Origin of the sequence: Salinivibrio sp. SS3, from assembly GCF_001722105.1 — a bacterium.
Lineage (GTDB): Bacteria > Pseudomonadota > Gammaproteobacteria > Enterobacterales > Vibrionaceae > Salinivibrio > Salinivibrio kushneri.
This window is the reverse complement of the sequence record NZ_MEBQ01000043.1, coordinates 1-22,672: the sequence shown is the minus strand read 5'-3', so window position 1 is coordinate 22,672 and position 22,672 is coordinate 1. Positions and strand designations below refer to the sequence as shown.

The window sequence follows — 22,672 nt, the reverse complement described above, 5'->3', positions numbered from 1 at the left end:
TAAACATCCTGTTTTACGCTTTGCTCTTATTGAGTGTATCAATAATTGTCATCGCTTCTGCAACCACGTTCGCTGCACCTGTCCCGGAGTCAGGCAGCAGTACCACTGAGGACTCTTTGGCAATCGCCTGTTTCGCCTTGATCGCTTTCTCTGCAAGCTCCAACTGGATGGCTTTTTGGCCTTCCTCTGTAATCGCTCGTGTCCCGACGATTTCAAGTGCTTCGGCTTGCGCTTCGGCAACCGCAATAATGGCTTGCGCTTCCCCTTCCGCTTGCAAGATTTGCTCTGACTTTTCCGCTTCCGCCGCTAAGACTCGGGCCTGCTTTTGACCTTCAGCAACGTTGATATCCGATTGACGCGCCCCTTCTGATTCAAGAATCACCGCACGCTTTTCTCGCTCAGCCTTCATTTGACGCTCCATGGCATCGAGAACAGAGCGAGGTGGATCGATATCCTTGATTTCGTAACGCAGCACCTGAACGCCCCAGGGCTGAGCGGCCTCATTGATGGCAGAAACAATCGCGGTGTTTAGGCTTTCACGCTCTTCGAAGGTTTTATCCAGCTCCATTTTACCCACCTCACTACGCATGGTGGTTTGCGCAAGCTGAGTCACGGAATACACATAATCGTCGACGCCATAACACGCTTTATACGGATCCAATACCTTGATGTATAAGACACCGTCAACAACCAGCGAAATATTATCGCGCGTGATCGCGGATTGACTGGGTACATCATACGCTTGTTCTTTTAACGTCCTGGTATACCCAATACGATCGATAAATGGCACGATGAAATTGAGACCCGCTTCCATCGTCTTGTAATACTTACCAAACCGCTCGACGACATACGCCGTATTTTGTGGCACAAACTTAATCGCACCGCGTAGCACCACGATCACTAAGACCGCCAGCACGACCCAGACGCCAATAAAACTCGACGTTTCTAAAAAAATCGTATCCATGGAGAAACCCTATCACTGCGAGTCACAATTATGACTGGCATAAACAAACCCAAACGCGCGCACAAACGTGTCTGCGGCGTTACTCGTCGTCTTTCATGATACGTTATTGTCAGCATAAAAAGACATCATCCAACGAGTGATTTGACACTCCTCGCAATCTAGATCGCTTTTCTACGATGTACTATACGCCGATATATCACAGTTATCTGGCCTTGCTCTCATTTTCACAATACGCTGGCACAAAGTTGCCGCTTTCATCCGCAAAATAGATTTACCTCACATTCTTTTGGGTGTATTCTCGATAATGTTCAACCGTGTTGGTTGACGGACTGTTGGTCGTAGACATACCGAGTCGCAACCAATAGTAAACTGACGCGCAAATAACGCGTGGTCCTGTTGAGGCTGCCTAGCAGCTTCGATAATCGGAAATTTATGCAGCAATTGAATATAGATACATCGAAACACCCCACCGCTAGGCTGGAAAGTTAGTTGTCCTGAAGATATTCGCTACATTTGCCCATAGAGTCGATTAACGGCACTCGCGTCACTGCAACACCTAGTTAATATATTCAGGAGACACCATGTCCAAAGCTAATGGTTCCGTTAAGTGGTTTAACGAAGAGAAAGGTTTCGGTTTTATCCAGCAAGAGAACGGTCCAGACGTATTCGTTCACTTCCGTGCTATCGTTGGTGAAGGCTTCCGCACACTAGCAGAAGGCCAACAGGTTGAGTTCGATATCGAGCAAGGTCAGAAAGGCCCACAGGCTGCGAACGTCGTTCGCCTGTAAGCCAAACCAAATTTAAGAGAAAGGCGCCCAACTGGGCGCCTTTTTTGTCGCTATCATTTGTTGTTTGCTCTTACCCATCATTTTTAAGCAAAACCTCATCCAAGTCGCATTCCTTTCACACGCGCTATAGACGCTCTTGCCACCATCCACTAGGCTGAAAACATAGACATTGTCAGGAGGACGTATGCTATCTCCGTGTTTAATTGTTGACGATCATGAAATGATTCGTGACACCATTGGATTGATGGCCCAAGCACTGGGTATTAAGTCGGTGATCACGGCAGAAGATGGCGCCGAAGCGATATCAAAGGCATACCATGAAGCGCCCAATCTGATCATTACCGACTTACAAATGGATCCCATTGACGGGTTGGAAATGTTACGACTGATGCGGAGCGGTCGCTATCATTTGCGTCATGACACACCCATCATCATTTTAACCGCTAACGCGTCTCAGGCAGTGATCAGCGAGTGCATTCGCTATGACGTCGATGCTTTTATGGTTAAGCCGGTGAAAAAACAAGATCTAGAAAACCGTGTCAAGCAGCTATCGAAGCAGACCAAAGCTAAAAAGCCCCCCACATTCTACTTTGAGATGTACCAGTCAGATCCTGCCAAATCAACGGAGTTTGAGCACAATGGAGTCATCGTCTTTACCGAAGAAGAACAACAAAAAATAAAGGGCATTACCGAGCCACAAAACGAAGCGCAACCGCACCTGACGCCAAAAGAGCCATCCATAGCCCCACCCAAGGAAGAGTCGAAAGATCGGAAATTCATTCGGTGGCAAGAAAAGTATACAGTGGGACATCAATCATTGGATGAGAGTAACAAGCAGCTGCTCTCTATCATCAACGATACGTATGAGGCCATTGCCTACCACCATGAGGACGAGACTAAGACGGATTTTGAGGCCCTCGCGCAACGCTTTCGTGACTACATTGACTCGCACTTTCAGCTCGAGGAAGATATTCTCGAAGCGCGCGCCTACCCCAAATACAAAGCGCATGCTGCGATTCACCAACGCCTCGCCCGGCAAGCGCAATATGTGCTGCTACAGTGCCAAGCCGACCCAGAGCTATACCGCTCAGAGTTTTTTAAGTTTCTACGTTATTGGTGGATTCACCATGTGGTGCGTGAAGATACCCAATATCGTGATTTCTTACTACAGGGCCCCTAGCACACTAAGTCGCTAGCCCACCTCGGTGCCCACAGTGCTCTTTGCCTGTTGGCACCGAGACATACATCCAAGCTATCTGTTCCTAGCCTATCGCCCCTATTCCGCCACATATATGGGATGTGGGAACCTGCCCACACCTTTAGGCCAGTAAATGTTACTTCTCAAAACACTTACCTTCACAAAAAATTTAACAATAAATAAATTCATATATTTCATCAATTTAATTACAGATGATAAACCCAACACTAAAATCTGGGGTTGATAAACCAAATTCATCGCCTATTATATAAAACGAATTCGTTAGAGCACAAAACAATTATGTGGCGATCAAAAACGACAGACACGGCAGTACTGGAATCTGAAGTACGTGACCGTAAACAGACCCAGACCAACACGCAGTTTGTGTTTCGTAAGCCAGCTATCAAGGATGGCGGCAATATCTATCGATTAATCACACAGTGCCCACCGTTGGATGTGAATTCCGCTTATTGCAACTTCTTACAGGCGACGCACTTTAAAGAGACCTGTGTCGTTGCAGAGCGTGAGGGTGATGTACAAGGCTTTATCTCGGGCTACATTCGCCCTGAGCAGCCAGACACCTTTTTTGTCTGGCAGGTTGCCGTGTCACCCAAAGCACGTGGAGAAGGGCTTGCCCTATCGATGATCGAAGCGCTGATGGCACGCAAAGTCTCAAGCAATATTCGCTTCATCGAAACCACTATCACTGAAGACAACGCCGGATCTTGGGCGCTGTTTAAAAAGGTAGACCGCCTCTACGGTACAGGTGGTCAGCGCTCTGTGTTCCTTGACGAACAAGAGCACTTCAACGGTGAACACGACACCGAATACCTTTTCCGAATTCCACTCAAAAAATAACAGGATGAGTTATGGATATCTTTAAATCGCAGGAGTCAAATGTTCAATGTTACGCCAACAACTTCCCGGTGGTGTTTGAAAGCGCTAAGGGTTGCTGGATCACAGGCGTCGACGGCAAGCGCTACCTCGATTTTCTTGCTGGCGCCGGCTCACTCAACTATGGGCATAACAACCCAACGTTGAAAAAAGCTCTTATCGAGTACATCGAGAAAGATGGCATTACACACGGCCTGGATATGTACACAGGTGCAAAAGCACGCTTTCTCGAAGTATTTAAAGAACACATCTTGGCACCGCGTGATTTGGACTATAAGTTCCAATTTACTGGCCCAACAGGCACTAACGCTGTTGAAGCGGCAATGAAGCTTGCTCGTAAAGTGACAGGCCGTGCAAATATTGTATCTTTCACCAACGGCTTCCACGGCTGTACATATGGTGCATTGGCAGTGACGGGTAATCATCATCACCGTGGTGGTGGCGGCATCCCTGTCAATAACGCGGTGACACGTCTTCCGTACGATGGCTATGCAGACGTTGATGGTTTAACCCTGTTTGAAACCATGCTTAATGACGCATCAAGTGGCCTAACAGGCGGTGATAAACCTGCTGCAGTGCTGCTTGAAGTCGTCCAAGGCGAAGGTGGCCTAAACGCAGCCTCTAATGAGTGGTTGCAGCGCCTGCAAGATATTTGTAAGGCACACGACATCTTGATGATTGTCGATGACATCCAGGCTGGTTGTGGCCGTACGGGGACGTTCTTCAGCTTTGAGCCATCAGGCATTAAGCCCGATATTGTGACCCTGTCCAAATCAATTGGTGGTTATGGTCTACCAATGGCCGTGGTGCTACTAAAACCTGAGCTGGATCAATGGGCACCGGGTGAACACAACGGTACATTCCGTGGTAACAACCACGCGTTTGTAACTGCAGCGGAAGCGATTGACACATACTGGCGTGATGATCAGTTCCAAACGCATATTCAAGCGCGTGCGGATCAGCTAAACAAGGTCTTGCAAGAGATGTTGCACGAGCATAGTGATCTGTTTGACACCATCAAAGGACGTGGCTTGATGCAGGGTATCGCTTGTCAAAACGGTGACATTTCTGACGACATCACTAGCCTATGTTTCGACAATGGCATGATTATCGAGACCGCGGGTCCAGATGATGAAGTGATCAAATTCTTCTCGCCACTGACAGTCAGTGAAGCAGAGATGGAAAAAGGCTTGCAGATCTTCGTTAAATCGGTCGAGCAGTACAAGAAAGAGAAGCTTAAAAAAGCATCGTAATCGCTAAGATAATAAGCCTTGTTTAACGAAGAGACGTTGAAGGAATAAACATGATTGTCCGCACATTAGAAGAGTGCCAGAAAACCGAGCGCCGCGTAGTGGCAGAAAACTGGGAAAGCGTACGCATGTTGCTACGCGATGATAATATGGGATTTTCTTTCCATATTACCACCATCTATGCCAATACTGACACGCACATTCACTACCAGAACCACTTAGAGTCTGTGTATTGCATGTCGGGTGAAGGTGAAATTGAAACCACGGATGACGGTAAGGTTTATCCTATTAAACCTGGCACACTGTATATCCTAGACAAACATGACGAGCACCAGCTTCGCGCAAACAAAGGTGTTGATATGGTCATGGCCTGTGTGTTCAACCCACCGATTACTGGGCAGGAAACACACGATGAAAACGGTGTTTATCCATTAGTCGATTAACCGTCACGGGGCAGCCGGATGCTGCCCCTGTAAACCCAATCGACTCCCTAATTCATAAAAGCCCACAAGGAGCTCACATGAATCATACCGTTGAAAAGATCGGCGGTACGTCGATGTCAGCCTACGACGCTGTCATGGATAATATCTTTTTGTACCCGTCAAACCCGTACAACCGCATTTTTGTTGTTTCTGCTTACGCTGGCATCACGGATGCATTGCTAGAATGTAAGCGTTCGGGCAAGCCCGGCATTTATCGCCTTCTCGCCGCCAATAATCCAAAGTGGCGTGATGCGATGGACGAGCTAGAGCAACGTATGCTGCTTATTAATAGCAATATGTTCCCCGATCCTGTATACCGTGAACGTGCTGACAACTTTATCCGTCAACGCATGGAAAAAGCACATAGCTGTATCGAAGGTATACTCGAAACCTGTAACTATGGGCAGTTTTCTCTGGAAAGCTATCTCCCACAAGTTCGCGAGTTTCTCTCCTCTATCGGTGAGGCACACAGTGCGCACAACTCAACGCTACTGCTTGAGAGTGTGGGGATAAACTCACGATTTGTTGACCTCTCTGGCTGGGATAATCCCGATGAAGGCAAAGGCGACCTCAATACGGTGATTGCCAATGCCATGGAAGACATTGATTTCAGTACTGAGCTGCCCATCGTTACCGGCTACGTCTATTGTGATGAAGGTCTGATGAAGACCTATGACCGCGGTTACAGTGAAATGACATTCAGCCGTATTGCGGTGTTGACCAAAGCTAGCAGCGCGGTGATCCACAAAGAATATCATCTAAGCAGCGCCGACCCTCGCATTGTGGGTCCAGAACGTGTCCAGCCTATGGGTCTTAGTAACTACGATGTGGCTGACCAGTTGGCCAACTTAGGGATGGAAGCCATCCACCCTAACGCAGCCTCGGGGATGCGCGCCGTGGGTATCGAATTGGTCGTGAAAAACACCTTCGAGCCTGAGCACGCGGGTACGGTGATCTCACACAAATATCGTCCAAAAGACAAAGAGATCGAGATCATTGCGGGTCGAGATAAGGTGCTAGCTCTCCATATCTTTGACCAATCAATGGTTGGGCATGTTGATCAGGTCAGCTATGACGTGATGGAAATCATTCGCGAAGAGAACGTGCAGCTCATCAGTAAAGAGATGAATGCCAACTCAATTACCTACTACTTAGACGGCAAAACAGCCAGTCAAGACAAGGTGATTAGTCGTGTTGAGAAGCTCTACCCGAAAGCGAAGATTACGGGTGAAATGGTCGCACTGATTTCTGTCATTGGTAGCCGCATCGACTCAAACCAAACCATGAGCAAGGGTATGCTGGCGTTGCTTGACGCAGAGATAAACCCTAAGGCGGCGCACTCATCAATGCGCGATGTGGATGTGCAATATGTAGTACTCGATAAGTTCTACCATGCGTCGATTTGTGCACTACATGCTTGTTTTATTGAAGAGCCTACGCCTAAGCCAACCATTCGGGCCGCTTAGTACTCTCGGTGCACATGACAAGCAAGAAACCCTCCCCCCTTACCTAAGGGGGTTTTTTAGTTTTATAGGCTACCCTAGAACCCCTATTTACGATTAAAAACCAACCTAATCGCCTATCCGTGTTGATAAAGTCTAGTTAAAAGGTAAAATTCCGCACTTTATCTGGAAAGCTGTAGTGCCTTTATGATCGATCCCAATATGCTCCCCGTTTACTTAACCGCCGTTGTCGCACTTTTGCTGGTGCCCGGACCGGATATGTTGCTAATCGTGAGCGCCAGTCTTAGCTATGGCAGACGGGTTGGTATGGCCGCGAGCTTGGGTAATGCAACATCAGGATTGATCCTGACCGGGTTAGCCGCAACCGGCGTGTCAGCCATAATTGCGATGTCACCAACGGCCCTCACCATTCTGCAGTACGTAGGAGCCGCGTATTTGCTAAAAATGAGTATAGATATGTGGCGCGCCTGTCCAACAGACAGCGCCGAGCTCGCGCATCATCAAGGCATGGGCAAATATCTCTATAAACGCGCGGTGATGACCAACCTATTGAACCCAAAGGCACTATTGTTTTTTGTGTTGTTTTTACCGCAGTTTATTTCGCAGCAAATTCAAGCCTCGTCCAGCACGCAACTGCTAACGCTTGGGCTGCTCCTCAACATATTAGGGCTCGTTTTTAATCTGCTTTTAGTGGCGATAGTCGGCAAGCTTGGCAATGCAATGCTCACCAATACCCGCGTCCAAATGTATCAGCATAAAATAATGGCGCTCGTTTTTGCGGCGCTCGCTGCCTGGCTTTTTGCTCAACAATCCTTGTAATCCATCCGACGACCTGAGTGAAAAACCAACGAACCAGACGTTGAGTGATAAAAATTCAGGCAGTTGTCTGATATATTATGCCTCTGTCAGTCGTATAACTGACATTGGCTCGTTGAAGGCGTTTTACGCCTTCACCTTTATCGGATGGATTCGGTCACGTGTTTAATCTTCACCTTCCCACACTTACCCTGGCTTACATCAGTGTGTTCTGGCTACTCACCATTGGCGTGTTGTTGATTGGGTGGCAATTTAATCAACACAAAGACATCAAGCTGTGGGGGCTGGCTTGTCTGCTGATCTCGACGGGCACGTCGGTGTATAACATTGGCAATGTCACTGAAACGTCGGGGCTCGTTTGGATAGGCACCACAGCCGCGATTTGCTCGCATATTCTGGTGTGGTTAGGAACGAAATCCTTCGTGGGCAAACCCTTGTCATGGCGGACGGCTTCGCTGGCCGCACTCTTAGGTGTAGGGGTTTATACACTCATTCTTGCCAATCATATTCCGCTTGCTCTCCGTATTACTTGGTATTGTGCGTTCTACGTGGCAATGCACCTTGCGGTTTTAATCCTCATTGTAGAGAGCCCAGAGAGAAAGCGGATAGGCTTTAAACTCTATGCGTCCGTGCTCCTCCTCTTACTGATACTTTATGGGCTTCGCGCCTACTTCGCCTTTGACACTCCGATGAAGAACACCGGCCTATCTCAACGCTATATTGCCGTGTATTACTTGATCTTAATGGCCGAATTCGTCAAGTTTATGACCTTCATTTACCTTTGTTTTGAGCGACTAGAGCACACGCTTTGTCAGCTTGCGCTCCGTGATACCTTAACGCAGCTTCCGAATCGACGCGCCTTTGTGACGCAATCCGCACAGCGCCTTCTTTCTAATCAACCAAATGCCCTTATCCTGGCTGATTTGGATAACTTCAAAAGTATTAATGACGTCTATGGGCATCTTGCTGGCGACCAAGTATTGGTCGCTTTCAGTCAACACTTAGAGAGGATCACCCAACAAGAAGGCGCGTTTTGCGCCAGAACGGGGGGCGAAGAATTTATTTTGCTACTCAGTGGTCAGTCTGTGCGTCGCGTACAAGACATTGCGCTACAACTGAAACGCCAAATCGAGGCATGCCAGGTGACGACCGAATACGGCCATCACATCCAGTTTACGGTGAGTATCGGCGTCGGCATCAAGCGTCAGAAGCAATATGTCGCGATGAATCAGTTATTTGAGTGCGCGGATACCGCCTTATACGAAGCAAAAGCCCGTGGGCGAAACCGCATTGAATTCGCATTAACTGAACATGGTGATGCGCCGTCCAGCATATCACCAACATCCAATCAATCGCCCATCAGCCAGGAAACTGATAGCCCTTCTCTACCTAAACGTTATCTCGAGCGTCAATCTTTGTCATAATAGGCGTTCAGCCCGTACTAGGAGAACGTGTAATGGATGAGAACACCGCCACGCTACTGAATCTACGTGTCATTGAAGTCAGCGACTATCAGCCCTTAGCAGAGTTGATGGATCTCGTCTTCCCGGATGTCGGCGGTGCTTGGCCTAAGAGCACGATCATGCAACTGGTCACCGCTTTCCCGGATGGCCAGATATGCATTGAAGATAATGGAAAAATCGTCGCCGCCGCGTTAACGCTTAAAGTATCCTACAACCGCTTTTCGCTGCCGCATACCTATGCCAACATCATTACGGATGATGGTGTGGTGTTCCACAACGCAAAAGGGGATGCACTGTATGGCCTCGACGTGTTTGTACACCCTGATTATCGTGGCCATCGTCTTGGCCGCCGACTTTACGAAGCGAGAAAGGATCTGTGTCAGGCGCTTAACTTAAAAGCGATCCTTGCTGGCGGTCGTATACCGGGTTATCACAAACACAATGATGTTTCAGTGACGGATTATATTAATAAAGTCAGAAGAAAAGAGGTTCACGATCCTATCCTCTCGTTTCAGCTGTCTAATGACTTTGATGTTAAGCGTTTGATGAATCGCTATTTACCCGAAGACGATAAGTCTGCAGGTTATGCCACACTGTTGGAGTGGGATAACTTCTTCTATGAAGAAGACGCATCCTCTGTGCATGATATTGAAAAAACCATCGTCCGCCTCGGGGTCGTGCAATGGCAGATGCGTCATGTGCTCTCAGTGGATGATCTTTTGAATCAGGCCGAATTCTTCGTCTCATCCTTAGCCAACTATCAGTCAGATTTCGCGCTATTTCCCGAGTTCTTCTGCGCGCCATTAATGGGGCTTGCACCTGATAAGCGCTCCGTCGAGGCGATCCGCTTTCTCAGTGAATTTACCCAAGCAATTAAGCAACGTTTTTCGCAATTGGCCGTCACCTACAACATCAATATTATCGCTGGCAGTATGCCCGTGTTGGAAAATGGCAAACTGTATAACGTCTCCTACTTAATGCATCGCGACGGTAGTATTGATGAGCAATACAAAATCCATATTACGCCGCACGAACAACGTGACTGGGTCATCGATGGCGGGGATACGGTCAAAGTCATTGAAACCGATGCGGGCCGAGTGGGTATTCTCACCTGCTATGACGCCGAGTTTCCTGAGTTAGGGCGTATTCTTGCCGAGCAAGGTGTACAGATCCTATTCGTGCCCTTTTGGACCGATACCAAAAACGGTTATTTACGTGTGCGCCTTTGTGCCCAAGCTCGCGCGATTGAAAATGAGTGCTATGTCGCGATTGGCGGTAGCGTGGGCAACCTTCCTCGGGTAGATAATGTCGACATCCAGTACGCTGAGTCTGCGGTATTTTCACCCTCGGATGTCTATTTCCCGCACGATGCAACACTTGCGGAAGCGAACGCTAATACCGAGATGATGATTTTCGCTGACGTCGATTTGGACAAGCTCAAAATGCTGCATGAACGAGGCTCGGTGACGAACTTGAAACACCGTAGGCCCAAGCTCTATGCCAGCCATTTAAGCCAAGAGTAGCCTTAATCCAGCCTCGCCGAGTGCGGGGCTTTTATTTGTAAGCAGGAGACAAAAAGACTAGATTTCCATACACACTTACCAAAAGCTTCTATCCTTACCCAACGGACTGCTTATTTTTTAGCCAATTTGACGTTGAGGTGAGATCATGAAGCTCAAATATAAAATGCTAGTTAGCTTACTGGGTGTGGGTTGCCTCCCCGCGTTGATCATTAGCTTGCTTTCTCTTCATACCGCCTCGTCGTCACTCGAGCATCAAACGTTTAGTCAGCTTGAAGCGTTGCGAGAGGTAAAAAAATCAGCGGTCACACGCTATTTCCAAACCGCCGAAGGGCAAATAATTACCACCGCTGAAACCCCTTCCGTGTCCAACACCATGGCCAGCATGATTGATGCCATGGAGACACTCCCTTCTCATACCGCCCAGGCAAGCTCACAACTGACCCGCTATTATCAGCGTCACCTCATTGATCCACTTGATGAGATCAGCACAGAGACACTACCCAGCGCACAGGATCTGGTGAACGATCTAACGCCACAAACGGTGGCGCTACAAAAAGCCTACTTAATCGACAACCCTAACCCCGTGGGAGAAAAAGGCGCATATCAAACCAGTGGCCAATTGTCTCAGTACGATCAAGCGCATCAAACCATCCATCCCTACTTACGCGATGTTCAAGAAAAGTTTGGTTACTACGACATCTTTATGATCGAAGCAAACCAAGGCCACATCCTTTACTCCGCCGCTAAAGAGCTTGATTTCGGCACGTCGCTAACAACGGGTCTGTTTAGTACCTCCGGCCTAGCTGACGCTTTCCGTCAAGCGAAAACGTTAGCAGATGGCGATACCGTGATTATTGATTTCTCACCCTACACCGCCTCAAACAACGCACCAGCAGGGTTTATGGCATCGCCGATTTATCACAACGGTAGCGTCATTGGTGTGCTCGCCTATCAATTCCCGATAGATAAGCTCAGTGCGATTATGGCAGAGCGAGATGGACTGGGAAACACAGGCGAAACCTATCTCGTCGGACCAGATAACTTGATGCGCTCAGACTCCTTCTTAGATGCCGAGCATCGGTCGGTTTTCGCCTCCTTTATGCAACCTGCGCAAGGCAGCGTTGAAACACTGGCCGTTGAGCGTGCGATGCAAGGCGAAACCGGTATCGATGTCATTAATGATTACAACGGTAATCCCGTTCTCTCTGCCTACGCCCCGCTGACGGTCAGTGGACTCAGCTGGGCAATCATTGCGGAAATGGACGTTAAAGAGGCGTTCGCAGCACTCAACGAACTGCAAGGACTCATTATCACCGTGTTGGTGATTGCGGTGACTGCGATCGTAGTCACTGCTATTCTATTGACGCGTTCGATTACCCGCCCAATAGGCGGCGAACCGGCTGAGATGGCCAAGATAGTACAAACAATTGCCGACGGTGATCTGAGAGTGCGCTTTGACGCAAGCCCTAAAGCAACGGGGATTTATCGCTCCATGCGTGCGATGGCAACCAACCTCACGACCATGGTGTGCGATATTATCGGCGCCACTAACCAACAAGCGGCTGCGGCTGAGCAGTTATCCTCCTCGAGCGTGCAAACACTCACTAACTTTGAAGCCCAAAACGCCCGGACAGAGCAAGTGGCGGCAGCGATGGAAGAAATGACAGCGACTGCCAATCAAATTTCCTCCAGTTCCGCCTCGACAGCGGATGCTACCGAAAAGGCGCGTTCACTTATCCATAACGGTGACCAACAAGTGACCGAGTCTGTCGATGCGATGCAAGATCTTGTCACGCGTCTCAATCACGCCAAAGAGCAAACAGATGCGCTCGGGCAAAGCGCTGAAGATATCTCCAGCATATTGCAAACGATTGGCCAAATTGCTGATCAAACCAACCTGTTAGCATTGAATGCAGCCATTGAAGCGGCACGCGCGGGCGAACAAGGTCGCGGCTTTGCGGTCGTCGCCGACGAAGTGCGCACACTGTCGCAAAGCACACAACAAGCGACCAGTGAGATCACGCAGATGATTGATAATCTTCAGCATAACTCCAGCACCACAACACAAGCTATCTCAGAGAGTGCGACAACCGCCAACCATGTTTCAGAACGCGCAGAAACAAGCTTATCGTCGCTCAAGCAAGCGGTGAATGCGGTGGATGAAATTGCAGACATGGCGATGCAAATGGCCAGTGCCTCAGAGGAGCAATCTCTCGTGGCGACGGAGATTAACCAAAACTTGGAAGAGATCAACACCATGACAGGTGAAAACCGTCAAGCAATGGATCAAATCACTCAAGCGACACACAATCTCAGCGAACTCTCTCATACACTAAAAGGCCACACGCAAAAATTTCAGTGCAAACAAGCCTAATCGAGCGGCATCATTTTCTCTGAGTACCCATCGCACTGACTTTGTTCAAGGTCAGTGCATTGACTGGTACAAAGGATCACTCTCTTGATAGAATCAACCGGTTTCTGCGTAAGCGTTATTAAGAGAGATTCCGAATGGGACGAAGTTTTGAAGTTCGTAAAGCGTCTATGGCGAAAACCCAGGGCGCGAAAATTAAGGTGTATTCAAAGTACGGTAAAGAGATTTACGTCTGTGCTAAAAATGGTGGCTCGGATCCTGAGAGCAATCTATCACTGCGTCGTTTGATTGAGAAGGCCAAAAAAGACCAGGTGCCTGGCCACGTGATCGACAAAGCGCTCGATAAAGCCAATGGCACAGGTGGCGAAAACTATGAAGTGGCGCGTTACGAAGGCTTTGGGCCAGGTAGCTGCGCGGTGATAGTGGATTGCTTAACGGATAATAACAGCCGTACTTATATGGACGTACGCCAGTGCTTTGTGAAAAACGATGCGAAAATTGGCACGCCCGGTGCGGTGTCTCATATGTTTGAGCACCAAGCTGTTTTCCAGTTTAAAGGCGAGGATGAAGAAGGCACCCTCGAGGCCTTGGTGATGGCTGATGTGGATGTGTCAGACATCGAAGCAGACGAAGGAGTGATTACCGTTTTTGCCCCTCATACAGAGTTTTTCAAAGTGAAAAATGCGCTAAGTGACTTTCTTGGCGACACGCCGATTGATCTTGAAGAGATCACCTTTGTGCCTCAAATCGACACTCAGGTCAGCGGCGACGATGTTGAACGTTTTGAAAAGTTCCTCGATATGCTTAACGACTGCGACGACGTGCAAAATGTCTACCACAACGCAGAGCTAATCTAAGCACAATGACTAAGCGCCATGTCATCATGGCGCCTTATCGCTCACCCAGTTGCGTGAGTAACATTTGCGAAAATAACGCCCAATTTTGACGAAACTGATCGTCCCCCTGCAAGACATAACTTTGCAACCCCGCTCCAAGGAAAAACGCATCCACGACACGAATCGCCGTATCAATTTGATGCTGCGGGATTTTTCCCTGATAGAAGTACTCAATTGCGCGTGTATATTCCGTTAACCCATGTTGAGAAAAACGCTGAATAGCGACCCTAAACTGTTCATCAAATAAGGCTTGGGTGGTAAAGCTATACATCGCTTTCATCGCATAGGGCTCACATTGCATGGTGAGATACAAGGTATCCCCTGTCACTTCGAGATAACTCTCAAAATCATCAAAATTGGCAGGCTCGGCCACGGCAAGAAACATAGAGATTAATTCATCAACCGCTGCATATTTGACGGCATCAAGGTTGTCAAAATGATGATACAACGCCCCTTTACTGATCCCGGCTTTCTTCCCTAATTTTGTTGCCGTTAACGCAGCAAGCCCCTCATTTCCAACGATTTCTAGCGTAGTCGAAAGAATATGTTGGCGCATAGCACGCGACGCAATTTCGTTTTTGTTCATCGTTTTTTGATCAAAAGTGAAAGTTCAGATGAAAAAATAAAACATACCGAATGTTCATTCAATTTTTTTTGGGTAAAATGTGACCGATAACCGAATAATTCCTCAACACCAAGGCGTCGGAAGAAAAAAGGCATGAAAGTGGGTGTTGTAAAATAACAGAATAAGGTTCAAAGACAGGTTTAAACGCAATGGCTACAATGAAGAGAGGTAGAAATGGTAAGGGGTGAAGTCAGTGATGAAAGGACTATGGGCGTTACTGTTAACATTAGCGGTTACATGGCCGGTGAGCGCTAAGACCACGTATGTGGTTGGCGTACAGAGTTTTTCACAGTATTACCCGTATTCAGCCTATTCTAATCGCAACTATTCTGGCTTTAACCGAGAGCTTTTGGATATGTTTGCCAATGAATATCACTACCGTTTCGTTTATAAAGCGCTACCGTTAAGACGGCTCGATCGTCGATTTGTTGAAGGCGCCTTTGATCTAAAATATCCCGACAGTCCAGATTGGGGGCAAAAAATTAAAAAGAAAGCCAGTGTCACATACAGTGATTCTGTGGTGAGCTATACGAATGGCGTCATGGTCATTGACCAATATTATGGCCGGCCTTTGAATGAATTCCGTTTACTCGGTACCGTTACTGGCTTCACACCTCATCCTTATCAATCTCGCATCAACGCAGGGAAAATACGTGTTGATGAAAGCTACCAATATGATTCGCTGTTAATGAAGGTCATCAGTGGTCGCGTTGATGGAGGCTATACCAATATTGACGTCGCACAGTTTTATCTTGACCAAATGGGGCTAAAAAAAGGCTCCGTCAAATTTGATGATGCCCTCCCACATGTGAAAGGAACACACCACCTTTCGACAATTCACTATCCAAAACTGATTAAAGAATTTAACCAATTTTTAGCCGATAATCATGCCAAGGTCACTGAGTTGAAAGCGCGTTATGGGCTTGAGTAATGAAGGTTTATTGCTTCCTTTCAGTCCGTAATACTGTATACTCGACGCGCCATTTCAGGCAGGATGAGTCGGTTGAATCAGTTAGAGAAGAGTTGCTTTGAGTAATCAGCTTATCAGTCTAGATTTGTTTTATGCGATTGAGCACCTTATGCCCGGGAAGCGCACTGCCGCGTTATTCCGTCGGTCAATTAAACACCTCCCCGTGACCACATTGGCGCTTACCCACTACGACTCCGCTGCAGGGCTTCAGCTCGCATTATTCCGTCATTGCCGCAATTATGTGGCCTTTACACAAGGCAAGCCCATTTCGCCTGATTTTGATTTCTCTGGGACTGCCGAGCAAATTTTGGCGGCTGAATCAGTGATGAAGGCCTTTATTCGTGGTGCCTACTGGTGGGTGGACTATCACATGAGCCTGTATCGTGACGATTGGAGCCAAGAGCAGTCGCAACGTTGGTTAAGAGACTTACGTTTGCTGGTACAAGTCATTATCGGTGTCGGGAATTGCACCAATGCGGAATTTTTGATCACGCACCGAGGGCCAATCCAAGCCCTGACTTACGATACACATCTCGAGCCTTTTCTTACTAATTATTAGTCATGCCTTGGCCACGCCCAGAGATCTCAGCTATCGACTGATTGATAATCACACACTGCTTTCGCTATTTCGTCACGTTTATTCGCTAGCCTAGGCCCATGACGATGACACAAGGTTCACCATGAAGCGACTAAAGCGGTATCAATACGAGCGGTATGCCATTTTATGCCGCGCCTCTTATCCTGCCTATTTTAATCACACGCAGTACGGCTTCAGTCCGAGTGGGCGACGTGATATTTACGATCGCTGGGGGCGCTGTATTATTCGCGTGCTATGGCGAGATGATGACGATGTGGTGGTGGTATTTCGCGGCTCGCAAACCTTGTGGGACTGGCTGGTAAATTGTGCCTGTGGTCCTAAGCGTATTCGCATGGCTAACGCTTATTGTTGCGTACACTGGGGGTTTCACTACTTACTGACACAAAAAAGTTTGCCATGGCAACAGCACAAACGTCGTTACCAAGCAATGACGACCAGCCAGTTTGCTGATGTCGCACATGCCGCGGATATGGCTTCCTTAGACGGTAATACGGTGCTCGATAAACTCTGCTCCGCCCTTTCGCCTTTGGTCCAGGCCAACAAAAAAGTCTCTTTTATTGGCCACTCGTCAGGCGGCGCGATGGCGGTCCTTGCCGCGGCGATGCTTCCAACACCAATGAGCAGTGCCATTAAACGCATCGTCACCTTTGGTCAACCCGCTGCCGGTATGTGGCGCTTTAAGCAGCACTATCCTTTTCACACCAAAACCTACCGTATCTGTTGTGATGTCGACATTATTACCTTCTTACCCGGTATTCCTTTGCTGTATTGGCATGTCGGTCGGCTTCTATGGCTACATGAAAACAAAATCTATACCGACACGTCGTCACTGATTCGCGTGCTGCGGGTTTTATTTAGCTGGCTCGCACGCCCCATCGCTTATCACTACATGGATAAATACATCCGACGCAAAGATTACTTTGACCAACACTAATTTGTCTGTACCAACCAATACGTGATCTTGATACCAGCTTCCTTCACTGTCCCAAGACTGTCACCCAGTAGTCACCGCGTTTTCATATTGCCTCGCCACACTTTCGACCGACTTTGCGATGTACTTTCTAGCGCATCGCTATCACCTAAATCATAAATACGATAACGAACAGAAAGGAAGAATTGTCGTGAGCAAGCATATTGACCAACGTCCGCTGGACGCAGAACCCGAATTCAATCGCTTTATTGATGCCGCCGTCAGTCGTCGCCGCTTTTTACAAGGCGCGGGCGCAGCCAGTACAGTCGCTTTTTTTGCCGCTAACCCTGTCGCAAAGGCCGTGGCTGGCAGCATGAGCAAAAGTGAACTGCTTGGGTTTGAAGCCATCCCCACCTCAACCGCTGATACAGTCAGCGTCCCTGCGGGTTATAAGGCAGATGTACTTGTGTCTTGGGGAGATCCTATTTTTGCCAATGCCCCTGCGTTTTCTCAACAAAACAACGCCGATGCGCAAGCGCAGCAGTTTGGCGACAATAATGATGGCATGACATTTTTCCCGCTCGCCAATGATCGCGCCTTGCTCGCGGTCAATAACGAGTACATCAACGATGAGTATTTGTTTACGCACGGTGGAGAAAACATCTCAGCCGATGATGCGCGTAAATCACAAGCAGCGCACGGTGTCTCCTTGGTTGAGCTCAAAAAAGTCGATGGTCGTTGGGTAGTGAATCCACAAGGCCGCTTAAACCGCCGTATTACCGCGTATACAGAAATGGCAATGACAGGTCCTGCTGCCAGCCACTCATTGCTTAAAACCGCGGCTGACCCCTCGGGTGAGAAGATCCTCGGCACCTTTAACAATTGTGCCAACGGCGAAACGCCTTGGGGCACCTATCTCACCTGCGAAGAGAACTTTAACGGCTATTTTGCCAGCGAAAAAACCGTTACCTTAGGCAAAACCTATCAGCGCTACGGCATCAGCGATAGTGATTGGGGATACGACTGGTATAAACACGACGAGCGCTTTGATGTCGCCAAGCATCCCAATGAGCCCCACCGCTTTGGCTGGGTGGTAGAAATTGATCCTATGGATCCCAACTCAACCCCGAAAAAGCGCAGTGCACTGGGTCGATTTAAGCACGAAAATGCCGCGCTAACGGTCAATGATGATGGTCATGTCGTTGTGTATATGGGCGATGATGAACGTGGCGAGCACCTGTATAAGTTTGTCTCTGAAGGAAAATACGATCCGAGTAAAGGTAGCGCTAATCGCGATTTGCTCGAAAATGGCACCTTATATGTCGCCAAATTTACTGGCAGCGACGACGAGCTAAAAGGCCAAGGAGAGTGGTTAGAGCTCACCTTTGGTAAAAATGGCCTGACCCCAGAAAATGGCTTTCCCGACCAAGCCAGCGTGCTCATTTTTGCCCGCGAAGCCGCGACGCAAGTGGGTGCAACCACCATGGATCGTCCTGAGTGGGTCGCCGTGCACGCCGACAACAAGCATGTCTTCTGCACCCTCACCAATAACAAGTACCGTGGCGTGAAAGACAGCCAACCATTAAATGCGGCCAACCCACGCACCAAAAACCCGTATGGCCATATTATTCGCTGGGCACCGACCCAAGGCGATCATACTCAGCCTACTTTTGAGTGGGACATTTTCGTGATGGCCGGCCATCCTGAAAAGCAATCTGGATTGATGGCGGGTACCGATAACATCAATAAAGACAACATGTTTAACAGCCCAGATGGTATCGGCTTTGATCGTGCCGGTCGTCTTTGGATTCAAACCGACGGTGATTACTCCAACGAGGGAGACTTCGCTGGCATGGGCAATAACCAAATGCTCTGTGCCGACACGCAAACGGGGGAAATTCGTCGCTTCCTCACCGGGCCTACATCATGCGAGATCACAGGACTGACCTTTACGCCCGACTCACGCACTATGTTTGTGGGCGTGCAACATCCAGGCGCGCACTTCCCTGCAGGCGGTGACGGCATTCCTCGCTCTTCGGTTATCATGATCACCAAAGACGACGGTGGCGTAATCGGGACCTAACAGCCCTCCGCGGCGATACACTCCCGTTCGCGCGCTATTTAACCAACACCACTCAGCCCTTGTCTCGACAAGGGCTTTTTAAGCACTACTCGAGTATGACCAAACCCGCAAATTTTGCACTTCTCTGCAAACTATCAACTATATTTACAGAGGGTATATGTATCGATAATGCGCCAAGCTGCACCTAACAAGTTGACAAAAGAATGTAAATCATTCAAAAACAACGCGTTGGCACAATGCAGTTACCGAAGGAGCCGACAGCATGGCGACAGAGACACAAGTCACCGAGACACAAGGAACGGTTGCTGCCGTTCAGCCTGATGGCCAAGTACGTCAAATAGAGGCTAATCAAACGGTTTCGACAGGAGAGCTACTCGCCGCGGTCGGCAACGAGCCAGCTTCAGTGCGCCTTGAAAATGGTGCCAATGCGAACCTCGCGTTGTCCGCCTTGCTTGTCGGCGAAGGCGAAGACGATACGCTGGCACAAGATTTACCTGAGGATGTGCTTGAAATCATTGAAACCATCCAACAAGGTGACGATCCCAGTGCTATTGAAGATGCTGCTACCGCCGCTGGTGCGGCAGCCTCTGGGTCTGCGATCACCGCCATGGCGATTATTGAAGCGAACGGCCGTATTGGCGAGATCGTTGCAGGCTTTCAAACCGAGGGGCTTGCCAGCTCAGGATTTGGCATTAGCGACGAACAGCTTTTTGCTCTAACCGCACTTAGATTGGCAAGTGCTGACGCTGTATTTCCTACCGCAGCCACCAATGAAACACCGAGTGCCGAATCACTCACTTTCAGTACCGATGAGGATCAGCCATTAGTGCTGACACCGAATCAAATACTACAGCAAATCAACGACCCCGATGGTGACACCCTCACCATTGCTTCCATCACCAGTGGCAATCCAGATGTCGATATCGATGAAGATGAGTCTGGTAATATCGTCATCACACCGCCGCCTAATTTCAATGGCGACCTTGACCTCACGGTTATCGTTTCTGATGGTCAAGCAGAAACGCCGTCTGATATCACGGTTACCGTGAATCCAGTCAACGATGCGCCTACGCTGCAATTTTCTGCCACCACGGTCACCGAGGAAGCAGTTGCGGCTGGCGATACCGTCGGCACCGTGTCTGCCAATGACATAGAAGGCGATGTCCTCACTCTGTCGTTGGCCGATGGCGGCCAAAACTATGTCGAATTGCAGGGCAATAATGTCGTTCTCACTCAGGCAGGCGTAGATGCAATCAATAACGATGCACTGGATATCGCCTTGCTGACATTCACCATCACCGCCTCAGACGGCGAAACAAGCACCTCTCAAACCTTCACCTCAGCCGTGGAACGTATTGACGATCCCGCATCCATCACAGGAGACACATCAGGCACGCTCTCAGAGGGTGAAATCGATGGCTCTGACGGAAGTTTGATAGCCAGAGATGCCATTTCCGGGACCTTGTCAATTTCCGACCCCGACGATAATCCCACGTGGATCGATAGCACGCAATCCGGCCAGTATGGTGAGTTCATCTTCACCAATGGCAACTGGACTTACTCCGCGGATAGCGATGCTGTGCAGTCTCTTAGTGAAGGCGATATCGTTTCGGAAAACTTCACTGTGACCGCATCAGACGGCAGCACCCAAGTGATCGCGATAACGATCACAGGCACCAATGATGATCCTGTGATTAGTGGCCAAACTCGCGGCAATGTCATCGAAGACACCACATTAGCAACAACGGGCTCCCTCAGTATTTCGGATGCAGATGACAACAATGCACCGAGCTTTTCCGATGGCAATGTGTCGGGTCAGTATGGTGAGTTATCATTGGTGAATGGTACCTGGACTTATACGCTCGACAATAACAGTAGCGTTATCCAAGGCTTAGACGCCGGCGATCAGGTCACCGATACCATTACCCTGACGGCGAGCGATAACACGCAACAAGATATTGTCATCACCATTACCGGGACGGATGACGACCCTGTAGTCAGTGGTGAGTTTGTTGGCTCGGTGACCGAAGGTGACGTGGGCGATGCGCCTGCCACCGCTACCGGGTCAATTACGATCAGTGATGTTGATGGCGACGATAGCCCAACCTTTTCGGATACCACTGAGACCGGCACTTATGGCTCGTTGGAACTGGTCAACGGCGATTGGACCTATACCCTCGATCAGTCTGCCGTGCAGGATTTAGATGCCGGCGATCAGGTGACGGATACTATCACCCTGACCGCAAGCGATAACACCCAACAAGATATTGTTATCACCATTACGGGGACGGATGACGACCCCGACGTCAGCGGTGAGTTTGTCGGTTCAGTGACCGAAGGCAATGAAGGTGACGCGGCGGTGACTGCCACTGGGTCAATTACGATCAGTGATGTGGATGGCGACGATAATCCAACCTTCGCCAATACCACAGAAACGGGTAGTTATGGCTCGCTCGAGCTGGTGAACGGCGATTGGACATACACGCTCGATCAGTCTGCGGTGCAGAATTTAGATGCCGGCGATCAGGTCACGGATACTATCACCCTGACGGCGAGCGATAACACCCAACAAGATATCGAGATCACCATTACTGGTAGTGAGGATGCCCCTGAAGTCACCGGTGAGTTCGTTGGCTCAGTGACCGAAGGTGACGTGGGCGATGCCGCCGTCACTGCAAGTGGTACGATTGCAATCAGTGATGTCGATAGCGACGATGCACCGAGCTTTGCGGATACCACCGAAGCGGGCACCTATGGCTCGCTAGAGCTGGTCAATGGCAACTGGACTTACACCCTTGATCAAGCCAGCGTGCAGGATTTAGACGCAGGCGATCAGGTGACGGATACCATTACCCTCACCGCGAGCGATAACACGCAACAAGATATCGAGATCACCATTACCGGTAGCGAGGATGCCCCTGAAGTCACCGGTGAATTTGTTGGTTCAATGACCGAGGGTGATGTGGGCGATGCGCCTGTGACTGCCACTGGGTCGATTACGATCAGTGATATCGACGGTGACGATGCACCGAGCTTTGCCGATACTACAGAGACTGGTACCTATGGCTCGCTAGAGCTGGTCGATGGCAACTGGACTTACACCCTTGATCAAGCCAGCGTGCAGGATTTAGATGCCGGCGACCAGGTCACCGATACCATTACTCTCAATGCCTCTGACGGCACTCCGCAAGATATCGTGATCACCATTACCGGTAGCGAGGATGCCCCTGAAGTCACCGGTGAATTTGTTGGCTCGGTCACCGAGGGTGATGTGGGCGATGCCGCGGTGACTGCCACCGGCACCATTGCGATCAGTGATGTTGATGGCGACGATAGCCCAACGCTTGCGGAATCACCAGCATCCGGCACTTATGGTTC

18 protein-coding genes are annotated in these 22,672 nt (G+C 49.1%); 16 read left to right on the top strand and 2 right to left on the bottom strand.

The genetic code is table 11. The annotated features are described in order from the left end of the window. Positions 1 to 13 precede the first annotated feature (13 nt). Positions 14 to 964: a slipin family protein gene (locus tag BGL48_RS11950; RefSeq protein WP_046075979.1), complete on the bottom strand. Its 951-nt coding sequence runs from the start codon at positions 962 to 964 to the stop codon at positions 14 to 16. Positions 965 to 1,545: 581 nt separating this feature from the next. Here BGL48_RS11950 and cspE point away from each other — a divergent pair. The 11 genes from cspE to BGL48_RS11895 all read left to right on the top strand — a co-directional run bounded on the left by cspE (position 1,546) and on the right by BGL48_RS11895 (position 14,069). Next, positions 1,546 to 1,752, top strand: coding sequence for a transcription antiterminator/RNA stability regulator CspE (gene cspE, locus BGL48_RS11945; RefSeq protein ID WP_025744354.1), 207 nt, complete (start codon positions 1,546 to 1,548; stop codon positions 1,750 to 1,752). Positions 1,753 to 1,936: 184 nt separating this feature from the next. Continuing rightward, complete coding sequence (locus BGL48_RS11940; protein WP_069362849.1) at positions 1,937 to 2,932, top strand: bacteriohemerythrin; 996 nt, start codon at positions 1,937 to 1,939, stop codon at positions 2,930 to 2,932. 318 nt (positions 2,933 to 3,250) lie between these two features. Beyond that, on the top strand, positions 3,251 to 3,808 hold the full coding sequence (gene ectA, locus BGL48_RS11935) for a diaminobutyrate acetyltransferase (RefSeq protein WP_077459636.1): 558 nt from the start codon (positions 3,251 to 3,253) through the stop codon (positions 3,806 to 3,808). Positions 3,809 to 3,819: 11 nt separating this feature from the next. Beyond that, positions 3,820 to 5,097, top strand: coding sequence for a diaminobutyrate--2-oxoglutarate transaminase (ectB, locus tag BGL48_RS11930; RefSeq protein ID WP_069362848.1), 1,278 nt, complete (start codon positions 3,820 to 3,822; stop codon positions 5,095 to 5,097). Positions 5,098 to 5,147: 50 nt separating this feature from the next. Beyond that, the gene (locus BGL48_RS11925) at positions 5,148 to 5,537 is read left to right on the top strand and encodes an ectoine synthase (protein ID WP_046075984.1); all 390 of its coding nucleotides are present in this window, start codon (positions 5,148 to 5,150) and stop codon (positions 5,535 to 5,537) included. A gap of 77 nt (positions 5,538 to 5,614) precedes the next feature. Beyond that, positions 5,615 to 7,042, top strand: a complete 1,428-nt coding sequence (locus tag BGL48_RS11920) for an aspartate kinase (RefSeq protein WP_069362847.1) — start codon at positions 5,615 to 5,617, stop codon at positions 7,040 to 7,042. Between the two features lie 183 nt (positions 7,043 to 7,225). Beyond that, positions 7,226 to 7,858 carry a LysE family translocator gene (locus tag BGL48_RS11915; RefSeq protein ID WP_069362846.1) on the top strand — a complete coding sequence of 211 codons (633 nt, stop codon included), beginning with the start codon at positions 7,226 to 7,228 and terminating at the stop codon, positions 7,856 to 7,858. A 158-nt stretch (positions 7,859 to 8,016) separates the two neighbouring features. Continuing rightward, positions 8,017 to 9,279 (top strand): GGDEF domain-containing protein, encoded by a 1,263-nt coding sequence (locus tag BGL48_RS11910; protein WP_069362845.1) that lies wholly within the window; start codon positions 8,017 to 8,019, stop codon positions 9,277 to 9,279. A 32-nt stretch (positions 9,280 to 9,311) separates the two neighbouring features. Further along, positions 9,312 to 10,841: a bifunctional GNAT family N-acetyltransferase/carbon-nitrogen hydrolase family protein gene (locus BGL48_RS11905; RefSeq protein WP_069362844.1), complete on the top strand. Its 1,530-nt coding sequence runs from the start codon at positions 9,312 to 9,314 to the stop codon at positions 10,839 to 10,841. Positions 10,842 to 10,986: 145 nt separating this feature from the next. Next, positions 10,987 to 13,215 (top strand): methyl-accepting chemotaxis protein, encoded by a 2,229-nt coding sequence (locus BGL48_RS11900; RefSeq protein WP_069362843.1) that lies wholly within the window; start codon positions 10,987 to 10,989, stop codon positions 13,213 to 13,215. A gap of 134 nt (positions 13,216 to 13,349) precedes the next feature. Continuing rightward, the gene (locus BGL48_RS11895) at positions 13,350 to 14,069 is read left to right on the top strand and encodes a YebC/PmpR family DNA-binding transcriptional regulator (protein ID WP_069362842.1); all 720 of its coding nucleotides are present in this window, start codon (positions 13,350 to 13,352) and stop codon (positions 14,067 to 14,069) included. Positions 14,070 to 14,103: 34 nt separating this feature from the next. Here BGL48_RS11895 and BGL48_RS11890 read toward each other — a convergent pair whose 3' ends face one another. Then, positions 14,104 to 14,694, bottom strand: a complete 591-nt coding sequence (locus tag BGL48_RS11890) for a TetR/AcrR family transcriptional regulator (RefSeq protein WP_069362841.1) — start codon at positions 14,692 to 14,694, stop codon at positions 14,104 to 14,106. A gap of 235 nt (positions 14,695 to 14,929) precedes the next feature. On the opposite strand from BGL48_RS11890, the gene BGL48_RS11885 reads away from it, so the two are divergent. The 5 genes from BGL48_RS11885 to BGL48_RS11865 form a co-directional block, all read left to right on the top strand. Next, positions 14,930 to 15,664 (top strand): transporter substrate-binding domain-containing protein, encoded by a 735-nt coding sequence (locus BGL48_RS11885; RefSeq protein WP_069362840.1) that lies wholly within the window; start codon positions 14,930 to 14,932, stop codon positions 15,662 to 15,664. Positions 15,665 to 15,761: 97 nt separating this feature from the next. Beyond that, the gene (locus BGL48_RS11880) at positions 15,762 to 16,262 is read left to right on the top strand and encodes a hypothetical protein (RefSeq protein ID WP_069362839.1); all 501 of its coding nucleotides are present in this window, start codon (positions 15,762 to 15,764) and stop codon (positions 16,260 to 16,262) included. Positions 16,263 to 16,383: 121 nt separating this feature from the next. Next, positions 16,384 to 17,235: a lipase family protein gene (locus BGL48_RS11875; protein WP_069362838.1), complete on the top strand. Its 852-nt coding sequence runs from the start codon at positions 16,384 to 16,386 to the stop codon at positions 17,233 to 17,235. A 187-nt stretch (positions 17,236 to 17,422) separates the two neighbouring features. Beyond that, on the top strand, positions 17,423 to 19,294 hold the full coding sequence (locus tag BGL48_RS11870; RefSeq protein ID WP_069362837.1) for a PhoX family protein: 1,872 nt from the start codon (positions 17,423 to 17,425) through the stop codon (positions 19,292 to 19,294). A gap of 262 nt (positions 19,295 to 19,556) precedes the next feature. Further along, positions 19,557 to 22,672, top strand: a 3,116-nt coding sequence (locus BGL48_RS11865) for a VCBS domain-containing protein (protein ID WP_176719668.1), incomplete at its 3' end; no start/stop codon positions are given.